Raw genomic sequence first — 18,977 nt, 5'->3', positions numbered from 1 at the left:
GTACACCTTGTTATAATCCTTCGATAATTAAAACATGCGAAGGAAAATTCATGATAAAAACTAGCCTAGCACTGGCTCTTGGACTCTCAAGCTCACTGGCATTTGCAGCCACATCGCTTACTGTAGAAGATATCCCTAAAATTCAGTCAGTTATTCAAACCAGCATTAGTCCAGATGGTGACAATGTTGCATTTACCCGCTCAGTGCCACGTGAATTATACGTCGACGAGAATGGCGCCAATTACAGCGAACTCTATGTCGTCGATGATGAAGGTGTCGAGCGTCCTTTCATTACCGGCTCTGTAAGTATCAAGAGTATTCAATGGTCAAACGATAGCAAAACGATCTACTTTTTAGCAAAACTTAAAGACGACAAGTTTACCGCGTTATATCAAATTCCAGTGGATGGTGGTCAAGCGCAAAAAGTACTATCGCTTAAAGACACATCAATTTCTAGCTATCAGTTAAGCCCGAATAACAAACAACTCGCTATTTTAGCTATGCCAGCGGCTGATAAATCTGAAAAAGAGCTAAAAAAATTAGGCTTTATGGCTGAGGTGTATGAGCTAGGCTTAAAAGATAAACAACTATTTATTGTCGATTTAGCCAAAACAGATAAACCTCTGACACCAACAGCGCTTAACGTTGCGAACTATGTAAGTGATGTAAACTGGGCCGCAAAAGGCGATAAGTTATTAGTAAAAACCCAGCCTACAGCGCTAATTGACGACAAATACACTAAATCACAATGGCACTTATTTGATATTGCGACTAATCAAGTGACGATGTCGTTTGCTACTGAAGGTAAATTAGACAGTGCTGAACTGTCTCATGATGGTCGTTACATCGCAATTCTAGGTGCCGAAGATAAGCATGATCCAGCAGCTGGTCGTTTATTTTTAGCTGACACAAAAACAGGTGAAGTAAGTGATTGGTTACCTAATTTCATGGGTCATATCGTTGATTTTGAATGGTCACATAAACGCAACACGCTTAATTTTATTGCCAATGTAGGTACGCAAAGTTTTGTCGCTAGCATTAAAACCGGCTCTAATAAATACAAAAAAATTATTAATGAAGGCCAATTTATTGCATCAAATCTGAGTATTTCTGATTCAGATAAAACCTTAGCGCTACGTGCAAACACTGCAAAGCACCCAAATGAAGTATTCATTATTCGTGGTTCTAAAGCACAACGTTTAACGGATTCAAACAACTGGTTGAATGACAAACGTTTTGCTAAGCAAGAAACTATTTCACTTAAGGCTCGCGACGGTGTTGAGATTGATGGCATATTAGTCTACCCATTAGATTATGATAAAGGCACGCGCTATCCATTGATCATGTCAGTGCACGGTGGCCCTGAAAGCCATGACAAAGACGGTTGGGTAACAAACTACTCGCGCCCAGGTCAAATGGGGGCTGCACGTGGTTATGCTGTCTTTTACCCAAATTACCGTGGCTCTACAGGTAAAGGCGTTGATTATTCAAAGCTTGGTCAAAACGACTATGCAGGTAAAGAGTTTGACGACTTAATTGACTTTAAACAGCATCTTGTTGAAATGGGCTTAGTTGATACTAAACGTGTTGGTATTACGGGTGGCTCTTATGGTGGTTATGCATCAGCATGGGCCGCAACAAAATTAACTGAACACTTTGCTGCGAGCGTAATGTTTGTAGGTGTTACCAACCAACTATCTAAATTTGGAACTACTGATATTTCCAACGAAATGAATCTTGTGCATGCACGTTCATACCCATGGGATAAATGGCAGTGGTATTTAGAGCGCAGCCCTATTTACTGGGCTGGCCAGTCTAAAACACCATTACTGATCATGCATGGTAAAGATGATCCTCGTGTACACCCTGCACAATCAATGGAACTGTACCGTTATATGAAAGTACAAGGCAAAGATGTACGCCTTGTATACTATCCAGGCGAAGGTCATGGTAACCGTAAAGTAGCCGCGCAATATGATTACAGTTTACGTTTAATGCGTTGGATGGATAACTATTTAATTGACGGCAAAAAAGACATGCCAGCATTCGAGATTGACCATGCAGGCAAGTTAAAAGCGGTAAAAGACGCCAATAAATAACTCTCTTATTTTGTGTAAATATGCTTTTAGGCCAACATTCATGTTGGCCTTTTTGCTTTTGAATAACAATGTATATGGATGTAATATAAAGACCTAACTCGGTAATTTTTACAAGAAAACATCCTAACAAGCTAAAATATAAAAATTAAATCAATATATTACAACAACTTAAAAGTTGGCTTCTGTCTTGCAATATTCATTGTAATTAATGAGTAAAGCAAGGAAAACCCATGAATATTTTTGAAGCACTTCGTAATGATCACGATAAACAACGTTCGCTTGTCGATGCGCTGATAAAAACCCAGGGGAGTCACCGAATAGACAGTCTCTTATGGATAATTTAAAACATGAGTTAGTAGAACATGCTAAATTTGAAGAGCGTTATTTCTACAATCCTTTGATGTTTGATGATTTAACCCATGAAAAAGCCCGTCATAGTATTGCAGAGCATCATGAACTTGATGAATTGATTGAGCAACTTGAAGAAACTGATATGAGCTCACCAGCGTGGCTTGTGACCGCTAAAAAATTACATCATCTTGTACATCATCATCTTGCTGAAGAAGAACATGAAGTATTTCAACTAGCCGGTAAAGCGCTAACCGAAAGTCAAAAAGAAAGTCTAGCCGAAAAGTATAATGATGCGATGAGTTAACTGCTATATGTGCCCGCTTTAATTTATAAAGCTCTCTAAATAGCTACAACTCTATACCATTTGCATTTATTAGGCACCTCTAACACGGTCAATACTTGGCTAAGCAAATACTCTTAAATTAACTAAGCCCGGCATCAAACGCTGGGTTTTTTAATGCTCATGCTCCATCCCCACCTTTATTTAATATGAAAATCATTCATTGAATGTATATATTTCGCAATTGAATATACAACTGATAATTGTTATCATACCCACCTTGGTTACTTATTAGATTAATAATCTTTATTCTTGTCATGAAGGAAGTACAATGAAATCCCGCCCGCTTTATCTGGCCTCACTGATCAGTGCATTATTAACATCAACAACACTTATTGCTGATGATGACACAGCTGAAAATATGGAAGTGATGGTTGTCACCGCTTCTGGTTATGAGCAAAAATTAATAGATGCACCTGCAAGTGTCTCAGTTGTCTCTCGCGAAGATCTACAAAATAAGCCATTTACTAGCCTTGCTGATGCGCTTCGTGATATCGAAGGTATCGATGTTGGTGCCGGACAAGATAAAAACGGTAATATTAGTATTACCATGCGTGGTTTACCCGCAAGCTATACTCTAGTGCTTATTGATGGCCGCCGTCAAAGTGACGTAGGTAATATAGGCCCAAACAACTTTGGTAACAGCCAATTTATGTATATGCCGCCACTTGAGGCTATCGAGCGAATTGAAGTCGTTCGTGGCCCAATGTCCACTTTATATGGCGCTGATGCAATCGGTGGTGTAATCAATATTATCACTCGTAAAAATCTTGATAGCACCCATGGTAGCGTCACGGTAAGCAGTAATATCCAACAAGACGATCAATACGGTAACGATAATAAAGTCGATATATATTTGACCGGACCAAGCGGCGTTGAGGGTTTAACTTACGGGATCCGTGGTAGTTTTTATGACCGTCAAGAAAGTGAGCCAACTTACAGCGAAAGTTTACCACTTCCAGATGGCAGCATGTGGGTTGATGATGGTAGTTTTGGCGATAAAAAAATCGTTGCAGCACGTAACTGGAATACCGGCGCAACAATAAACTACCTGATCAATAATCAGAATGAAATCACCTTTGAGTACGACATAGCCAAACAGCGTTACGATAACACCGAAGGTCAAACGGGTACGTTAGATAGCCCAGTCAGTTTATGGCGTGTTAGCAAAGGCATTGTACAGCCACGCGTTGGTTATACTCCATATCAACGCGTTGAACGTGAGCAATTTGTATTTGCACATGTTGGTCGATACGATGTTGGTACGCTGACCAGCAGCATTACCCAAAGCAGCAGTGAAAACTTTGGTCGCTCATTACCTCTTAATGTACAAGAGCGTTTAGGTGTGCAGGCCATTTGGGACCAAGCAGTACAAGATCAAGGCATCGACAAGCCAGAACTAACGGATGCAATTTACGCTCAACTTGATGAGACTTTTTTACCACGCCCAATGCGTACACTAAAACTTGATAACTTAATTATTGATACTAAGTTTGAATCAAATATAGATAACCACTATTTTGTAGTAGGCGCACAATATTTTGATGCCGAAATGGAAGATGGTGTATTTGGTATGTACGGGGATGGCTTCCGTGAAGGTACGACTCAAGATCATCGTCAAACAGCTGTATTTGCTGAAGATAACTGGGAAATTACCACAAATCTAACTGCAACTTTCGGCGCTCGTTATGATCATCATAATATCTTTGGCTCACAAGTTAGTCCTCGCGCTTATTTAGCCTACTCTCCTGCTGATGAATGGACTTTCAAAGGTGGTATCAGCACAGGTTACAAAACCCCTGAGCCAAACCAACTATTCTCTGGTATTACAGGTTTTGGTGGCCAAGGTACTAAACCTTTTGTTGGCACGCCAGACTTACAACCAGAAACCAGTGTAAACTACGAAATGGCTGCTTACTTTAATGGCAGTGATAGTTTTAGTGGTAACGTAACGGTGTTTTACAATGATTTTAAAGACAAAATCATTAACCAAGATAACTTACCAAACTGTGAAGTGGCCATAGCTGATGAACCTTGTGTTGAAATTGGCGAAGGTTGGGCTGGCATCGGTAGCACCACCTTTACGCAAGCTGCTAACGTAGATAAATCAGCTACTCGTGGTGTTGAAATTGCTGCTAATTGGCAGATTATTGAACAGTTGTCACTACGTGGGAACTTTACTTACACCGATAGTGAAGTGAAAAGTGGCCGTGATGAAGGACTACCTTTAGTTAATACACCTAAAAATATGTATAACTTAACGCTTGCATGGCAACCATTGGATGATTTGAGTATTTCACTTATTTCTGAAATCCGCAGCGATCGTTACCGTGGTACGGCAAATGTGTCTGGTCCACAGGGCCCTGAAACACAAAAGCTCTACTACAAAGCCTATGATCTATATCATTTAGCAGCAAGTTATAAAATTAATGATAGCCTAGCATTAAATGCCCGTATTAATAATCTGTTAGATGACGACTTATCAAGCCGTACTTGCTTATTAGCAACCTCAGAGGAAGAGTACGAATGTACATCTGATTACAATACCACCCAAAAAGCACGCAGCTTGTGGGTATCAATGAGTTACAGTTTCTAGAATAAGAAGCTATAAAAATAAAGCCCAGCAACAATGCTGGGCTTTTTTTATTACGATTTAACCGTGCCTTTTATACTTCATCACCCAACACAGATTCGTGGCCGAAGCAGCTTAAAGCGTATACTCAATAAGGGTTACCGATGAATAAGCAAAGGAAGCCTTAACTTATAGTATTAAATTTTAGAGTTTATTCGCTTAGTATGTGAAGATATGTTTTGACAGATTTAATTTAAATCATTGAGGGATCTTATGTATAGAATATGGCTATTAAGTTTATGTTTTGTCTTCGGTATTGCAAATGCACAAGCGCCGCAACCACTGAGCTATGACGCATTATTAAGCAACTATAATTACGATTTTGACGTTGACTATTTTAACCTTGACTCACAAGGGCTGTCGTTAAAAATGGCGTATATTTACTTACCTGCAAAGGCTGGTAAACCCGTTATGACTTTAATGCATGGTAAAAACTTTAACGCTCATTACTGGACTGAAACTGCACTATTGCTACAAAAACTCGGTTATGGCGTGCTGATACCTGACCAAATTGGTTTTGGAAAATCATCTAAACCACGAGATTATCAGTTCTCTTTTGCAGCCTTAGCTAGTCACACCCATGCTTTAATGAGCCAACTTAATATAAATAAATCAATTGTATTGGGTCATTCTATGGGCGGCATGCTGGCAAGTCGCTTTGCGCTTATGTATCCACAAACAACCCAACAATTAATTTTACTCAACCCTATTGGCCTTGAAAATTACCTGCAATTTGTTGATTACAAAGACACTAACTTTTTTTATAAAAATGAGTTAGCTAAAACACCTGCCGGGGTAAAAGCATACCAGCAAAAAAATTACTATGACGGAAAATGGAATAACCAATTTGCTGCTCTGACGAATTTTATCACCGGACAAATTCAAGGCCCAGATAAAGAGCTAGTAGCGTGGGTTAACGCAAAAACATACGACATGATTTTTACTCAACCCGTTATCACCGAGTTTAAAAACTTCACTATGCCTGTTTCACTAATTATAGGTACAAGAGACAGAACAGGACCTGGCCGTAACTGGAAGAAACAAGGAGTAGATTATGAACTTGGCCGCTACGATCAATTAGGTAAATCAGCCGCGGCATTAATTCCTCACAGCCAACTATTTGAACTGACTGATTTAGGTCATTTACCCCATATTGAAGATTTTAAGCGCTTTAAAGCTGTATTGTTAAAAGTCTTAGAAGCAGGCTCAAAGCCACTAGAGTAATATTTAGGCAGTTCAGCTGTTAAAGTTATTAACTGCTGGTTTGATTACTCAACGCTGACCTTTGAAAACCAATTAATAAACATAAATGCCTACTATTAGATACCTTTGAGCGATAACAGAAAAATATTGTTAATTAGCATGTGGATTCACTTTTAATATTTTGATGGCACTAAAAAATAACAACTCACTGATATTATTAGACTAAAACTCTATCTCCATTAATATATTGCTATTCTGAAGTTATTTAAAAATTAAATAACTTTTCAGTTTAAAACTAAAAAAGCAGGTAATGTAAACTTAAAGTTAAAAAAATAAGCAGTCTGTTGTTGACCAAATTACAACCTTAGCATACTCTATGTAAGCGCTTACAACACACACACTGATAAATGTAAGCGCTTACAACTTCGTTCGTAGACACAATAACAACCACAACGAAGTACTTTTAAATTTTTGTCGATACTGGGGTTCAACTAATGAACATGACAACAACCAAAGTAAGCCGCCTTGTTGCGGCAATATCCATGACCATGCTATTTGGCTGTGGTGGAAGTGCTGAGACAAAATCTGACTTCACAAAAGTCGATCCACAAAAGCCGGTTTCTGATTGGCAAATGGTTTGGAGTGACGAATTTGATGGCGCAAGTATTGATTCTAACAAGTGGAACTTTGAATTAAATTGTGCCGGTGGTGGTAACAACGAAAAACAATGTTACACCGACAGTGAACAAAATGCCTTCATTAAAGACGGTGTACTAAACATAGTCGCCTTACCGGCCGATGAAGGTGCCGAAAAGCCTTATACATCGGCACGTTTGAACACCCGCTACAACGCTGATTTTACTTATGGTCGTTTTGAAATGCGTGCAAAGTTGCCTTCAGGGCAAGGTAGCTGGCCTGCTTTTTGGATGATGCCAACTAATGAAGTATATGGTACATGGCCGCGCTCTGGCGAAATTGATATTTTAGAAGCGGTAAATTTAAAAACAGTTGCTGAAGATGGCACCGTTGAAGCTAATATTCATGGCACACTTCACTATGGTCGTGAATGGCCTAACAACTCGAACTCTGGTAAAGCGTACACATTTGCAGAGGGGATGAACCCTGCTGACGATTTTCATACTTACGCTATTGAATGGCAAGAGGGCGAAATTCGTTGGTACGTAGATGACTACTTATATGCCACACAACGTCGTTCTGAAGTTCGTTATAACTCAAAAGACGAAGCTGTTGGCCTAAAACATAAAGGCTGGTTTGCTGAATACTTTGAACAAGGTAATGGCGAGCTTACAACACATTGGGATAATGCCCCCTTTGATAAAGACTTTTACCTTATTTTAAATAACGCCGTTGGTGGTGATTGGCCGGAAAACGTAAATAACTTAGGCGTTGACGCTGCAGCATTTGCAGAGGGTCAAAGCTTTGAGATTGATTACGTACGCGTTTATCAATGTGCAGCTAATACTGACACAGGTAAAGGCTGTGAGACAGTACGCCCAGGTTACGACAACTTAGAAGATGCACTTGTTGAAGGTAAAGCGCCTGTACCTACTCCACCAAGTGATGGTGTTGCAAAAAACCTTGATATTTTTAATGGTAGCTTAGACGCAAACTGGATCGCTTGGGATTGTTGTGGCGGAACCACACCAGAAACCATTACCGACGCTGACAAAGGCGACGTAGTTAAATTTAATATCAACGATAATAACGGTACAGTATTAGGTTTTTCAACCCGTGGCGGTCACTTCCCTGATGGCTTTGCAGGGTCATCGTCTCCATTTGATGCTTCTTTACTGCTTGATTTAAATGGTCGTGTATCATTTGATATGAAAGTAGTGACTCCTCCAACATCTTCAACTACTTGGTTATTAAAGGCTGAAGCCGGTGATGGCGGCCCTAATACGGGCGACGTCCCACTTAGCGAAAGTAATGAAGGTGTAACACCTGTTACTGGCCAATGGCAGACCTATACGTTTCCACTTTCTTTACTACAAGAAAGAGGCCTCGATATAAGTGCTATTGATGTATTAATGGTATTTCCTACATGGCAAACAGGTGGCGGTGCCGAGTACTTAATTACCAATGTAACTATTGAAGGTGACTTACCAAAAGTCGATCTTTTCAGTGATGAACAAAACCTAGATTGGCCAATGTGGGATTGTTGTGGTGGTTCAAAACCGGTTGAAGTAATGGATGATGAAGAACACGGTTTAACGGCTGAGTTTACTATTGGCGCAACAGCAACAGTAATGGGCTTTAATAGCCGCACAGCTGCAGGCGGAAGCGGTGAAGCATTCGATGCTACTTCGATATTAGAAAACGGTGTAATAGCGTTTGAGTTAAAGGTGATCTCAAAACCAAATAATCTTGATTCAGTTTGGAATTTCAAAGTTGAGTCTGATAACGGTAGCTCTGCTGTCGAAATTCCATTAACTGACAGCGTCGAAAGTGTAGAACCTACTATTGGTGAATGGCAAACATATACCTTTACCCTTGCTGATTTAGCGGGTGCAGGTTTAGATGTTAGTGCATTAGATGTGGTGATGATTTATCCAACTTGGGACACAGGTGAAGGCGCTGTTTATCGTGTAGATAACGCATTCATTGGCATTCCATAACTAAGAATCACTTTATGGTAGGTGCGTATAAGCACCTACTTACCGTAAAAAATTTAGTAAAAGCAGAGCAATTATGAACACAAATAAGTTTAAAAAAAGCCAAATAGCGGCTTCTGTGTCACTTATCATCGCTGCAAGCACATTTAACTTCGCTTATGCTGCGCAAGAAAATACTGCCGAACCTGAACTAGAAGTTATTGAAGTAAAAGGTATTCGTGGCTCTCTCATTCGTTCAATGGACGTAAAACGCGATGCATCAGGCGTGGTAGATGCCATTTCTGCTGAAGAAATGGGTAAATTCCCAGATACTAACTTAGCAGAATCACTACAGCGTATTACGGGTGTATCGGTGAGTCGTTCAAACGGTGAAGGTAGCCAAATTACCGTACGTGGTTTTGGCCCATCATTTAATCTTGTAACACTTAACGGCCGTCAAATGGCGGGCACTGGCTTTACACGTTCATTTAATTTTGAGAACTTATCATCTGAAGGCGTTAGTTCATTAGAAGTTATGAAAACAGCGCGTGCTGATACACCAACAGGTGGCCTTGGTGCAACTGTAAATATTGTTACCGCTAAGCCTCTACAAAAGCCGGGTCAGCGCTTTTCATTGATGGCTAAAGGCATTCACGATACATCGGTAGAAGAAGGTGATGAAGTAACACCTGAAATTGCAGGTATTTACAGCAATACTTTTGCTGACGAAATGTTTGGTTTTTCAGCTAACTTTTCATACCACCGCCGTGATTTTCAGCGCCAAGCAGCCAATGTACGCTCTTGGTTAGTTAACCCTAACCTATCGGTTGATGCTGAAAACATAATTGATAACCGTCCAATGGATGCTGACGGTAATCCAGCTAAGCAGTTTTTCGATCCAAATGCTGGGGATAATGGTGAATTTGTATCTGCCGCTTTCTTCCCACAAGAAGTCAGCTTTTCAAAAGATGATATTCAGCGTGAACGTTTGAATGCGCAAGCCACTTTTCAGTTTGCACCAACAGATAACTTAACGTTTACACTAGATCACACAATCTCAAATGCAACAACAGGTAATAACTCACTATCGTGGGGTATTTGGAACGGCTCATTTGGTGGTAATGGTAATGCCTATGAGCTAGATGAAAATGGCACCGCTATTTACTATAACTCAGCTGGTGATGATGCCTCATTCACGGCATTTCGTGAAACTGCCGAGGTAGACTCAAAAGCAACCGGTATTAATGTTGAATGGTTAGCAACAGAAAACCTTAGTTTTAACTTTGATGCGCATACTTCAAAAACCACCACTGATAACGGTAAAGATCCTGGCTTAAACTCTAATGCCCGTATTATTTTGGGATCAGCAGAGCTATCTACTAAAGAATACTTTTTCCGCGAAGGCGATGTACCAGGTTTTAATATTAATTGGAACAACGGCACACAAGAAGTAAGTCCAAATCAAATTGGTTCTAACTTCAGTATTTTTACCAGAACACCAGGTGAGTCAGAAGTTTCTCAAGTACAATTAGACGGTAAATTATTTACTTATACAGATATTGGTCTTGAAACCGTTAAATTTGGTGCGGCTTACACTAAACAAACACTCAGTGGTTGGGGCGGCTCTAATAACGCCAATGCACCTGGCTTTAACAACGGTACATTCGCTGAAATTTTCCCAGATGCGATGTTCGAAAGGGTTGATTTAAGCGGATTCCTTGACGAATTTTCATTTGGTCCTAACGGCGTAGCGCCAGGTTATGCTTACACTTATGACCTTGATGAAGCATTTGCTCGTCAAAGTGCTTATTTGACCGAAGACGTAATTGGTAGTGATTATTACCGAATTGGTAGCTTTGATAACTTCCCAACTAACGAAGTAGAAGAAGAAACCATTAGTGTTTACCTTTCTAGCAACTGGGTATTTAACGTTAGCGACTACGACGTATTTGTAAACTTAGGTCTTCGTTATGAAGAAACTGATATTGTCAGCCCAGCAAAAAGTCGTGTAGCGGAACAAGTTTACTGGGCAGGCGGTTCAGAGTGGTTAACTCAATTTGCCGCTGGTGGCGAATTAGTTGAAGTAGACTATGAAGGACAATACGACTTACTACTTCCTATGATTGATATTAAAGTCGATCTTACGGATGACTTAGTAACCCGCGCATCATGGGGACAAACAATCACCAGACCAACTCTTGGCGATATGTTAGGTAACTTGGCTTTAACACCATCACCTAAATTAAATTCAAGAAGTGGTAGCCGTGGTAATCCAAACTTAGAGCCATTTAAATCAACTAATCTAGATTTAAGCCTTGAGTATTATTACAGCGAAGGCAGTTACGCTGCTGTCGGTCTATTTTGGAAAGACGTAGATAATTGGATTGATAACACCCAGGTAAAAACTACCTTTGAAGGTTTACATGATGTGTATTTAGGTGAACGTTGGAACAATGCAGTAGCCGCCATTGAAGGTCGTGGAGATCAAGCAACTGACACTGCAATTTACAATGAAATTGTAGCTAATGGCGTAGGCATTGGTGAAAACAACCGTATATTACCAGATCCAGCGACTGATCCGCTGATTGAATGGACCATCAATTCACCTGAAAACGTTGGTTCACGTAAAGTAAACGGTTTTGAATTTGCTGTTCAGCACTTGTTTGGCGACTCAGGCTTTGGTGCAGGCTTTAATGCCACCGTTGTTGATGGTGATGTAGAGTACGATAACTACTACCTTGCCTCTCAAGCAGTATTAGCTGGTTTAAGTGACTCTGCAAACATACAAGGCTTTTACGAAAAAGATGGCTTATCGGTGAAAATTACCGGTGCATGGCGTGATGAGTACTTAATTGCGCAAGGTTTACCTGACTCAGGTGCTACGGCTCCTCCACAATACGCAGAAGAGTACTTACAGTGGGATATTAGTGTGAACTACGAAGTTAACGAAAGCACAACGGTATTCTTTGAAGGTGTGAACTTAACCAACGAAACCGAGCGTTCATTCAGTCGTTTCGAAAGCCAGTTCTTAAGTGCGGCTCAATATGGCCCTCGTTATGCCTTTGGCGTTAGATACTCTATGGGCAATTAATACATTGCCCAAATACAGTTTTTGATTACCCCTTATAGTTGAAAAGTCAAAGCCGCTCACTGAGCGGCTTTTTTTATAACTGTTTAATTTTTTCTAATAGCTTATCGGTTGTCCAATCAATATCGTTATAGGCAATATCGGGCTTATAGTAATCGCCCTTTCCTCTTGCTCTATCAACATACACTTTATTAGGGATAATAACTTTACCTAACCCTGAGGGTAACTCGGCTAGTCGAACATCCATATACAATGAGTCAGCACTGCTTGGCGCGCCAAATAACTGAGTGTTTGAAAACTGCTTAAATACATCAATGGCGCCAAGACAGGCACTTGCACACTGTGGCGGCACAATAACAAAAACCTGTGTTTTAAAGTCACTCACTAGCGATGTATTTTCGCTTTGATTTGATTTGCTTTGCTTTGCTTCTATATAAAATGGCTTATTGTTTTCAAGTGACTTTACCATACCTGCAGCTATTTCTTTAATCTCTTTATGGACTTCAGGTTGATCTTTCACCACTTCAATTAACGATTTAACATAGTTAGTATTATCTTTTGACGCTCTCCACCAAACTCGGCTATTTTGTGAGTAGTTATCCATTTTTTGTTCAACAACTTGCTCACCCCACAACGCTTTTGCAAGCTTTAAGCTCCAATAAGACGAGCCACCTTGGTTATGACGAAGATCTAAAACCACCGTTTTTGCACTGAGTAACTTAGAACGTTGATCAGTCACTTTTTTATACAGGTTATTATAATCATGAGTTTGCTTATCGTTATTTGCAAAACTGGGCATAGCAATCCACGCTATGTTTTGCGCAGGCCAAGTTAAATCGGTTGTAAGCTCATCCCCATTATAGGCATGTGTTAAATGCTTACTTACACTCTTTGGCCGAACAGACCAATCAAGAGTTTTACTGTAAGCTTGCCCATTGGCTTTAACAAATTGACATTCTTTTAGAGGTGTTAAAAATGGGTTGCCCTCATCAATTAGTAACCGCCAACCTTGCTGCCACCAATGCCCAGGTTGTGTAACCTGTCCATGAAATTTAAACACTCTTTGTCGCATTAAAGTCTCGGTATTTTGCCCATCGCAACCACTTATCACATCACCTTTATTTATATTATCTGTTTCACTGTAATATACTTTTAATGCATCACCCCGCCAAACGGCACTAAAACCAGGCCAACGACGAGCAGGTCGTTCAACGCTTGAAAACACACCTGCATGACCATCTTGTAGCACAGTACTAAAACGCGCAATTGCCGCAATATGAACCTGCGGCCCGCTCGCTTTGGCAGACAGTGCAAGTGCCTCTGCTTTTGCTTGCTTTAATAGTTCAGGAAAGGCTGGGTTGTTAACATCAAACATACCAGGGTGGTTTTGTACCGATATGCCGTAAGCGGCTTCAATATCACGCTCACTAACACTGCGCCATTGTTCTGGGGTTTGAGGAGAAACCGGTAATTCAGCCACACTTAAGGTAGGCGCAATTAATAAAGCGCATAATAAAGTACGATTAACTATTGTTGTTTTTATTTTCATGAAAATCCTTTTTAATGCGATCAATTACTTTAGATCCACCAAGGGTGATCAACCCCCGATCTCAAGCAAGTAAAAAACTACCAGTTTATTTTAAAGCAATAACTTATCAGAACAACTTAACCCGAAGCCAGTCGAAGTTCAACTAACTGCAGCCTAGGTCACTATTTCTTATCAATATTTACTAGTAAAGCAAACTAGCTTTGCTAGTATAAGGTAATTATTATTTTTATGTCTCACTTATGCGCAATACTACCGTGAAAATAAGGAATAGCTTCCTCTTCCCAAGCTCCCGCTTCCTCAGGTTCAACGGTATCATATTAGCTTTTATTACTCTGCTATTGAGCGGCGCAGCTTTCGCTGAAGATAACTGTTATTTAACAGCTATTGCAAACAATGTATCAACCCCGTTATTGCAAAGTGTTGCATCAGACATAAGACTAGTAAAAGGGGTTAACCAATTTGAATTAGTATGTACACTAAGTAAAAGTGGTGTATTCACTTTTACTCGCCCTGCACTTAAGAGCTTTTCGTGGCAACAAGATGGCGCATTAAAAGCTCCCTTAAAAACAAATCAAATGGCTGTTTTAATGGAGCAAGGCAGCTTTCACGCACAGCTCACTGTAACAGTAACAAATAGCTACACCCCTCGCTTTACGTGGTTAAATACACAGCAGTTTATTGAAAGAGTTCAGTTATATAATTTAATTTTCGGAGTGTTTTATGGCTTGTGTGCCACACTTATTTTTTATGTACTAATAATAGGTTATGGTATTAAAGATGCTATTTTCAAACAGTATGGTGCATACCTTTTTTGTATTGCTAGCTTTATCTTTTTACAAGAAGGTCAACCCTATTTATTTGCTCAAAATCAGTTTTCCGAGCTTATTAGAAACCTTTATTCATTAAGTATTGGTTTAACTGTTGTGAGTGCGACTTGGTTTATGTGTGCAATATTAGCATTGCCGCAATATTGGCCAAAAGTGAGTCACTTATTAAAAATTGCCGCTTTGTGTGTACTTACCTTGTGCTTACAAAGAGTAGCTTTAGATTTACCCGCTATTGCTAATCTCACCTCAGCGATTACAGGCTACTTGTCATTATTGATTGTAATGAGTATTTTTATACTCTCAGCCGTGCAAGCTAAGCAAGGTGTGAATGAGGCAGGCTTAGTTTTTATAGCCTTAAGTTGTGTATTTATTAGCATGACTTTTAGAATATTACTCACCGAATACAGCCCTTTTATTCAACGTTATGGGTTTGTGATTGCTTTTACTCTTGAGTCATTACTACTGGCCATCGCCGTGGCCAAGCGCTTACAAAGACTCAGTTATGCAAAAAAACAGGCTGAACGACACGCTAATTACGACCCCCTTTGTCATATACATAATCGTCGCGGTTGGAGCTTAAAAGCAAACGACTTATTAACTCAACATGCTCAACATGCTCAACAAGGCGGTATCCTGTGTTTTTTATATATAGACTTAGACCGCTTTAAAGCAATAAATGATAGCTATGGCCATGATGTTGGCGATAAAGTGTTAAGCAAAGTAGCGCAATTGATTAATAATCATATGCGCAGTGAAGATGCTGTTGGACGCTTAGGTGGTGATGAGTTTGTTGTAATGGCCTTATTTTCCAATAACGAAAATATTAATCAACGCGTCACTACTTTTGAACAAAAGTTAAATGCGCTTAGCTTAAAGCACCAAGGCAACACCATCGCTATTTACGCAAGCGTAGGGCAAATAAACTATAGCGAAGCGCCTAAAAATTTAGATGAGGTTTTAAAAGCCGGTGATGAAGCAATGTATCAAAAAAAGTCATTACGAAAAGCGCAGGCTAAGCAAACCTACACAAGAGAAAACGCCTAAAGTAATCGTTTAGGCGCATAATCATTACTCGTCTTTTTTGAATAAGACTTCTGGGTTTACCATAGTTTTCATTTCTAAAACATTGCCGTTTGGATCTTCAATAAAAAACGTCTCTTGTTCAAATTCATTACCAACAAAACGACGGTATGGTTTATCTAAATATTCGAGACCAGCAGCCGCAATGCGCGTTTTTAAAGCTTGAAATTGATCTTCTGATAGATGAATGCCAAAGTGAGGGACTGCCACCGCGCCCATATCAACATCATGATGTACCGTTGGTAAGCGCTCTTCGCTTTGGTGAAGCGTTAACTCGTTACCCCAAAAATCAATGTCTACCCATCGCCCTGCTTCACTATTGCCCGTTTTACAGCCAAGTACGTCACAATAAAATGTTTTCGCTTTTTCGAGATCACCTGCCGGTATTGCCAAGTGCAAACAGTTGGACATAAATTACCTTCATTAATAACTTTTAACATATGAAATATGCTGCATTATACATAAATTGCAATTTATATAACATTAACAACATCTGTTTTGTGCTATTAAATGCGAGAGCTATGGTTTGTGATGTGCGCGCTAAAAGTAAATTTTTATTATTAAAATTCGTCAATCCAAAATTATTAATTCCTATCATGGTATCAGCAGCTTTGATAGGCCTTATTGTCTAGTTTATGTCATTCCCGAAGAGTCATAGTAGCAATACTTATTTATCAATATACGCCTAGCCGACAGCTTTGCCATTGGCTTTCTTGCAAGCTCTGTCATCATATTTTATGGTTATTACATCGAGCACAGTGTTGATGACTTTACTGGCGCTTTAGGAATGTGTGTATTCTTCATCCGTGTATATCTGCAGCGTATTTATTTTTATTAGGGGCGCCAAATCCTTAGTAACCTGAATTTTTTCTAAATAGTCTAATAAAATCTTAACGATATCCCAAAACAAAAAATAACAGGCCTTTTTTTGATCAGTTATAGCTTCCCTTACGTAATGTTCACACAGCTATAACACTGTAACATTCAATTAAAGGAAAAATTATGAATAAAGTATTTAAGCTATGCGCAGTCATACTTCCCTTGTTACTGATCCAAGGCTGTAATGACGATGATAACGTACCTGTAAGTACTGACCCACAACCAATTACTACCATTTTTGATGCTGCACAAAGTTCTGATGATTTCACTACACTCGTTGCAGCTTTAGAAGCAACAGGTCTTGACGAGACTCTTGATGATGCAACGAATAGTTACACAGTATTTGCTCCCACCGATGCGGCTTTTGCATTACTAGGTGAAGACAAAATCAACGCTTTATTAGCTGATACTGACAAGCTTAGTTCAATATTAACCTATCATGTTTTATCAGGTAGTGTTGATGCACAAACAGCAATTAGCCTCGCAGGCACAACGGTTGCAACTGTCAATGGTCAAAATATTGCTCTATCTTTAAATGGCGATACGCTGTTAGTAAACACAAGCACCGTTACCATGACTGATATTGAAACTGATAACGGTATTATCCACGTCATTGATGCTGTTTTAATGCCTAAAGAAGTTTCTGAAACTGCGCCAACGAAAAATATTGTTGAAACAGCGCAACAAGCTGGTAATTTTAGTACGTTACTCACAGCGCTTGATGTTGCGGGTTTAACAGCTGCATTGTCGGATAATTCAAAAGAGTATACTGTATTTGCCCCAACAGACGCTGCATTTGAAGCTGTTGGTAGCAAAATGATAAACACCCTATTAGCTAATCCTGATGTACTCGGCAATATTCTAAAACAACATGTGTTAACTGGCTCTATTGATTCAGTAACCGCAATGTCTCTAAACGGTCAATCAGCTGAAACACTGCTTGGTAATACTTTACCTATTTCAATTAACGCAGACACCAATATCTTGATGTTTGGCGGCGCTAATGTGGTAATAACTGATATAAAAACAACTAATGGCATTGTTCACGTAATTGACTCTGTGATTGTTGCTGACGTTGCCCTACCAGAGAGTTTTGGCACAATTGCGGATGTTGCAAGTGAAAATGGCAGCTTTACTACATTACTCGCTGCACTCTCAGCAACAGGTTTAGACGCATTGGTTAGCGATCCAACCAGCACATTCACGGTATTTGCACCTACTGACGCAGCATTTGCTGCCCTTGGTCAAGACACTATTGACGCTTTATTGGCAGATACCGACACGCTTCGTGATATTTTACTTTACCATGTAGTAGCAGATGCAAATGTACTATCTGATGCAGCAGCCACCATTGCAAACAGCGAGAACAACAAAGTTGAAATGGCAAATGGTGATATGGCTGCTTTATCGTATGTAGACAGCTCACTGTTTATTAATGATGCGGCGGTAACTACAGCGAATGTAACTGCTGACAACGGCGTTATTCATGTATTAAACAAAGTGATTATGCCACCCGCTGAAGTAGGCACACCGACCAAAACTATTGCAACAGTTGCCACAGAAACATCTGCATTATCTACACTAGTAACTGCACTGCAAGCAGCAGGGTTAGTGGATACGTTTAACGATACCACTAAATCGTTTACGGTATTCGCACCAACAAATGCGGCATTTAGTAAAATTCCTACCGCTGATTTAAATGCTTTATTAGCTGACACTACTGCACTTACTGGCGTACTTACTCAACATGTATTAGCTGCCCAAGTAGGTAGTACTGATGCGTTTGCTGCTAACGGTAAAATGGTCACTACACTTGCTGAGAATATGCTAAGCGTAAACGTGGTAGATTTTACCAGTACCGAAAATACAGCAACAGACAGCGTAGCTTATGATGCAACTAATAATCGTTTAATAACGGGTATGGCCGATGCAATGCCAGGTAAAACGGTGTATGTATTTGATAACGACTTAGGTGAAGCAATGAGCGTATGTGAAGCAACTTGTGCAACAACGTGGCCACCCGTGTTAGGCACTGCGGCGTCTATCGAAAATATTCCGGGTTTATCCTTGATTGCTCGCTCAGATGACAGCATGCAAGTAGCTTACCTTGGCCGCCCTTTATATACCTTCTCAGGTGATACGGCAGCCGGTCAGAGTAATGGTCAAGCTGTGAACGATATTTGGTGGCAAGTAAGCTTACCGGCTACATCACTACAAGTAGCTGGCAGCAATGTAACAACCACTGATATTTACACTAGCAATGGCGTTGTACACTTAATTGATACAGTGATCACAACGGCCAAATAATTAAATTTTA

9 protein-coding genes and 1 pseudogene are annotated in these 18,977 nt (G+C 39.9%); 8 read left to right on the top strand and 2 right to left on the bottom strand.

Translation table 11 applies throughout. The features are described from left to right. Window positions 1-50 precede the first annotated feature (50 nt). From P4S61_RS20120 to P4S61_RS20095, 6 genes and pseudogenes are all read left to right on the top strand, one after another. On the top strand, window positions 51-2,099 hold the full coding sequence (locus P4S61_RS20120; protein WP_182734021.1) for an alpha/beta hydrolase family protein: 2,049 nt from the start codon (window positions 51-53) through the stop codon (window positions 2,097-2,099). A gap of 230 nt (window positions 2,100-2,329) precedes the next feature. After that, window positions 2,330-2,754 (top strand): annotated as a pseudogene (locus P4S61_RS20115) (hemerythrin domain-containing protein). A gap of 307 nt (window positions 2,755-3,061) precedes the next feature. After that, window positions 3,062-5,386 (top strand): TonB-dependent receptor domain-containing protein, encoded by a 2,325-nt coding sequence (locus tag P4S61_RS20110; protein ID WP_337119065.1) that lies wholly within the window; start codon window positions 3,062-3,064, stop codon window positions 5,384-5,386. A 249-nt stretch (window positions 5,387-5,635) separates the two neighbouring features. Continuing rightward, window positions 5,636-6,646 (top strand): alpha/beta fold hydrolase, encoded by a 1,011-nt coding sequence (locus P4S61_RS20105; protein ID WP_337119064.1) that lies wholly within the window; start codon window positions 5,636-5,638, stop codon window positions 6,644-6,646. Window positions 6,647-7,119: 473 nt separating this feature from the next. Further along, window positions 7,120-9,261: a glycoside hydrolase family 16 protein gene (locus tag P4S61_RS20100; protein WP_145234289.1), complete on the top strand. Its 2,142-nt coding sequence runs from the start codon at window positions 7,120-7,122 to the stop codon at window positions 9,259-9,261. Window positions 9,262-9,334: 73 nt separating this feature from the next. Beyond that, window positions 9,335-12,328 (top strand): TonB-dependent receptor, encoded by a 2,994-nt coding sequence (locus P4S61_RS20095; protein WP_337119063.1) that lies wholly within the window; start codon window positions 9,335-9,337, stop codon window positions 12,326-12,328. Window positions 12,329-12,401: 73 nt separating this feature from the next. On the opposite strand, the gene P4S61_RS20090 is transcribed toward P4S61_RS20095, so the two are convergent. Next, window positions 12,402-13,874, bottom strand: coding sequence for a S41 family peptidase (locus P4S61_RS20090; protein WP_337119062.1), 1,473 nt, complete (start codon window positions 13,872-13,874; stop codon window positions 12,402-12,404). Window positions 13,875-14,212: 338 nt separating this feature from the next. Between P4S61_RS20090 and P4S61_RS20085 the strand changes: the two genes are divergently transcribed. Continuing rightward, complete coding sequence (locus tag P4S61_RS20085) at window positions 14,213-15,745, top strand: sensor domain-containing diguanylate cyclase (RefSeq protein WP_337119061.1); 1,533 nt, start codon at window positions 14,213-14,215, stop codon at window positions 15,743-15,745. Between the two features lie 24 nt (window positions 15,746-15,769). Here the strand turns inward: P4S61_RS20085 and P4S61_RS20080 are convergent, their stop codons facing one another. Beyond that, window positions 15,770-16,192, bottom strand: a complete 423-nt coding sequence (locus P4S61_RS20080) for a VOC family protein (RefSeq protein ID WP_337119060.1) — start codon at window positions 16,190-16,192, stop codon at window positions 15,770-15,772. A 591-nt stretch (window positions 16,193-16,783) separates the two neighbouring features. Between P4S61_RS20080 and P4S61_RS20075 the strand changes: the two genes are divergently transcribed. Further along, window positions 16,784-18,967 carry a fasciclin domain-containing protein gene (locus P4S61_RS20075; RefSeq protein WP_337119059.1) on the top strand — a complete coding sequence of 728 codons (2,184 nt, stop codon included), beginning with the start codon at window positions 16,784-16,786 and terminating at the stop codon, window positions 18,965-18,967. Window positions 18,968-18,977: the final 10 nt, after the last annotated feature.

It is taken from the genome of Pseudoalteromonas sp. B160, assembly GCF_037162485.1.
Classification (GTDB): domain Bacteria; phylum Pseudomonadota; class Gammaproteobacteria; order Enterobacterales; family Alteromonadaceae; genus Pseudoalteromonas; species Pseudoalteromonas rhizosphaerae.
The sequence above is the reverse complement of the archived record's forward strand: the minus strand, read 5'-3'. Positions and strand labels throughout refer to the sequence as shown.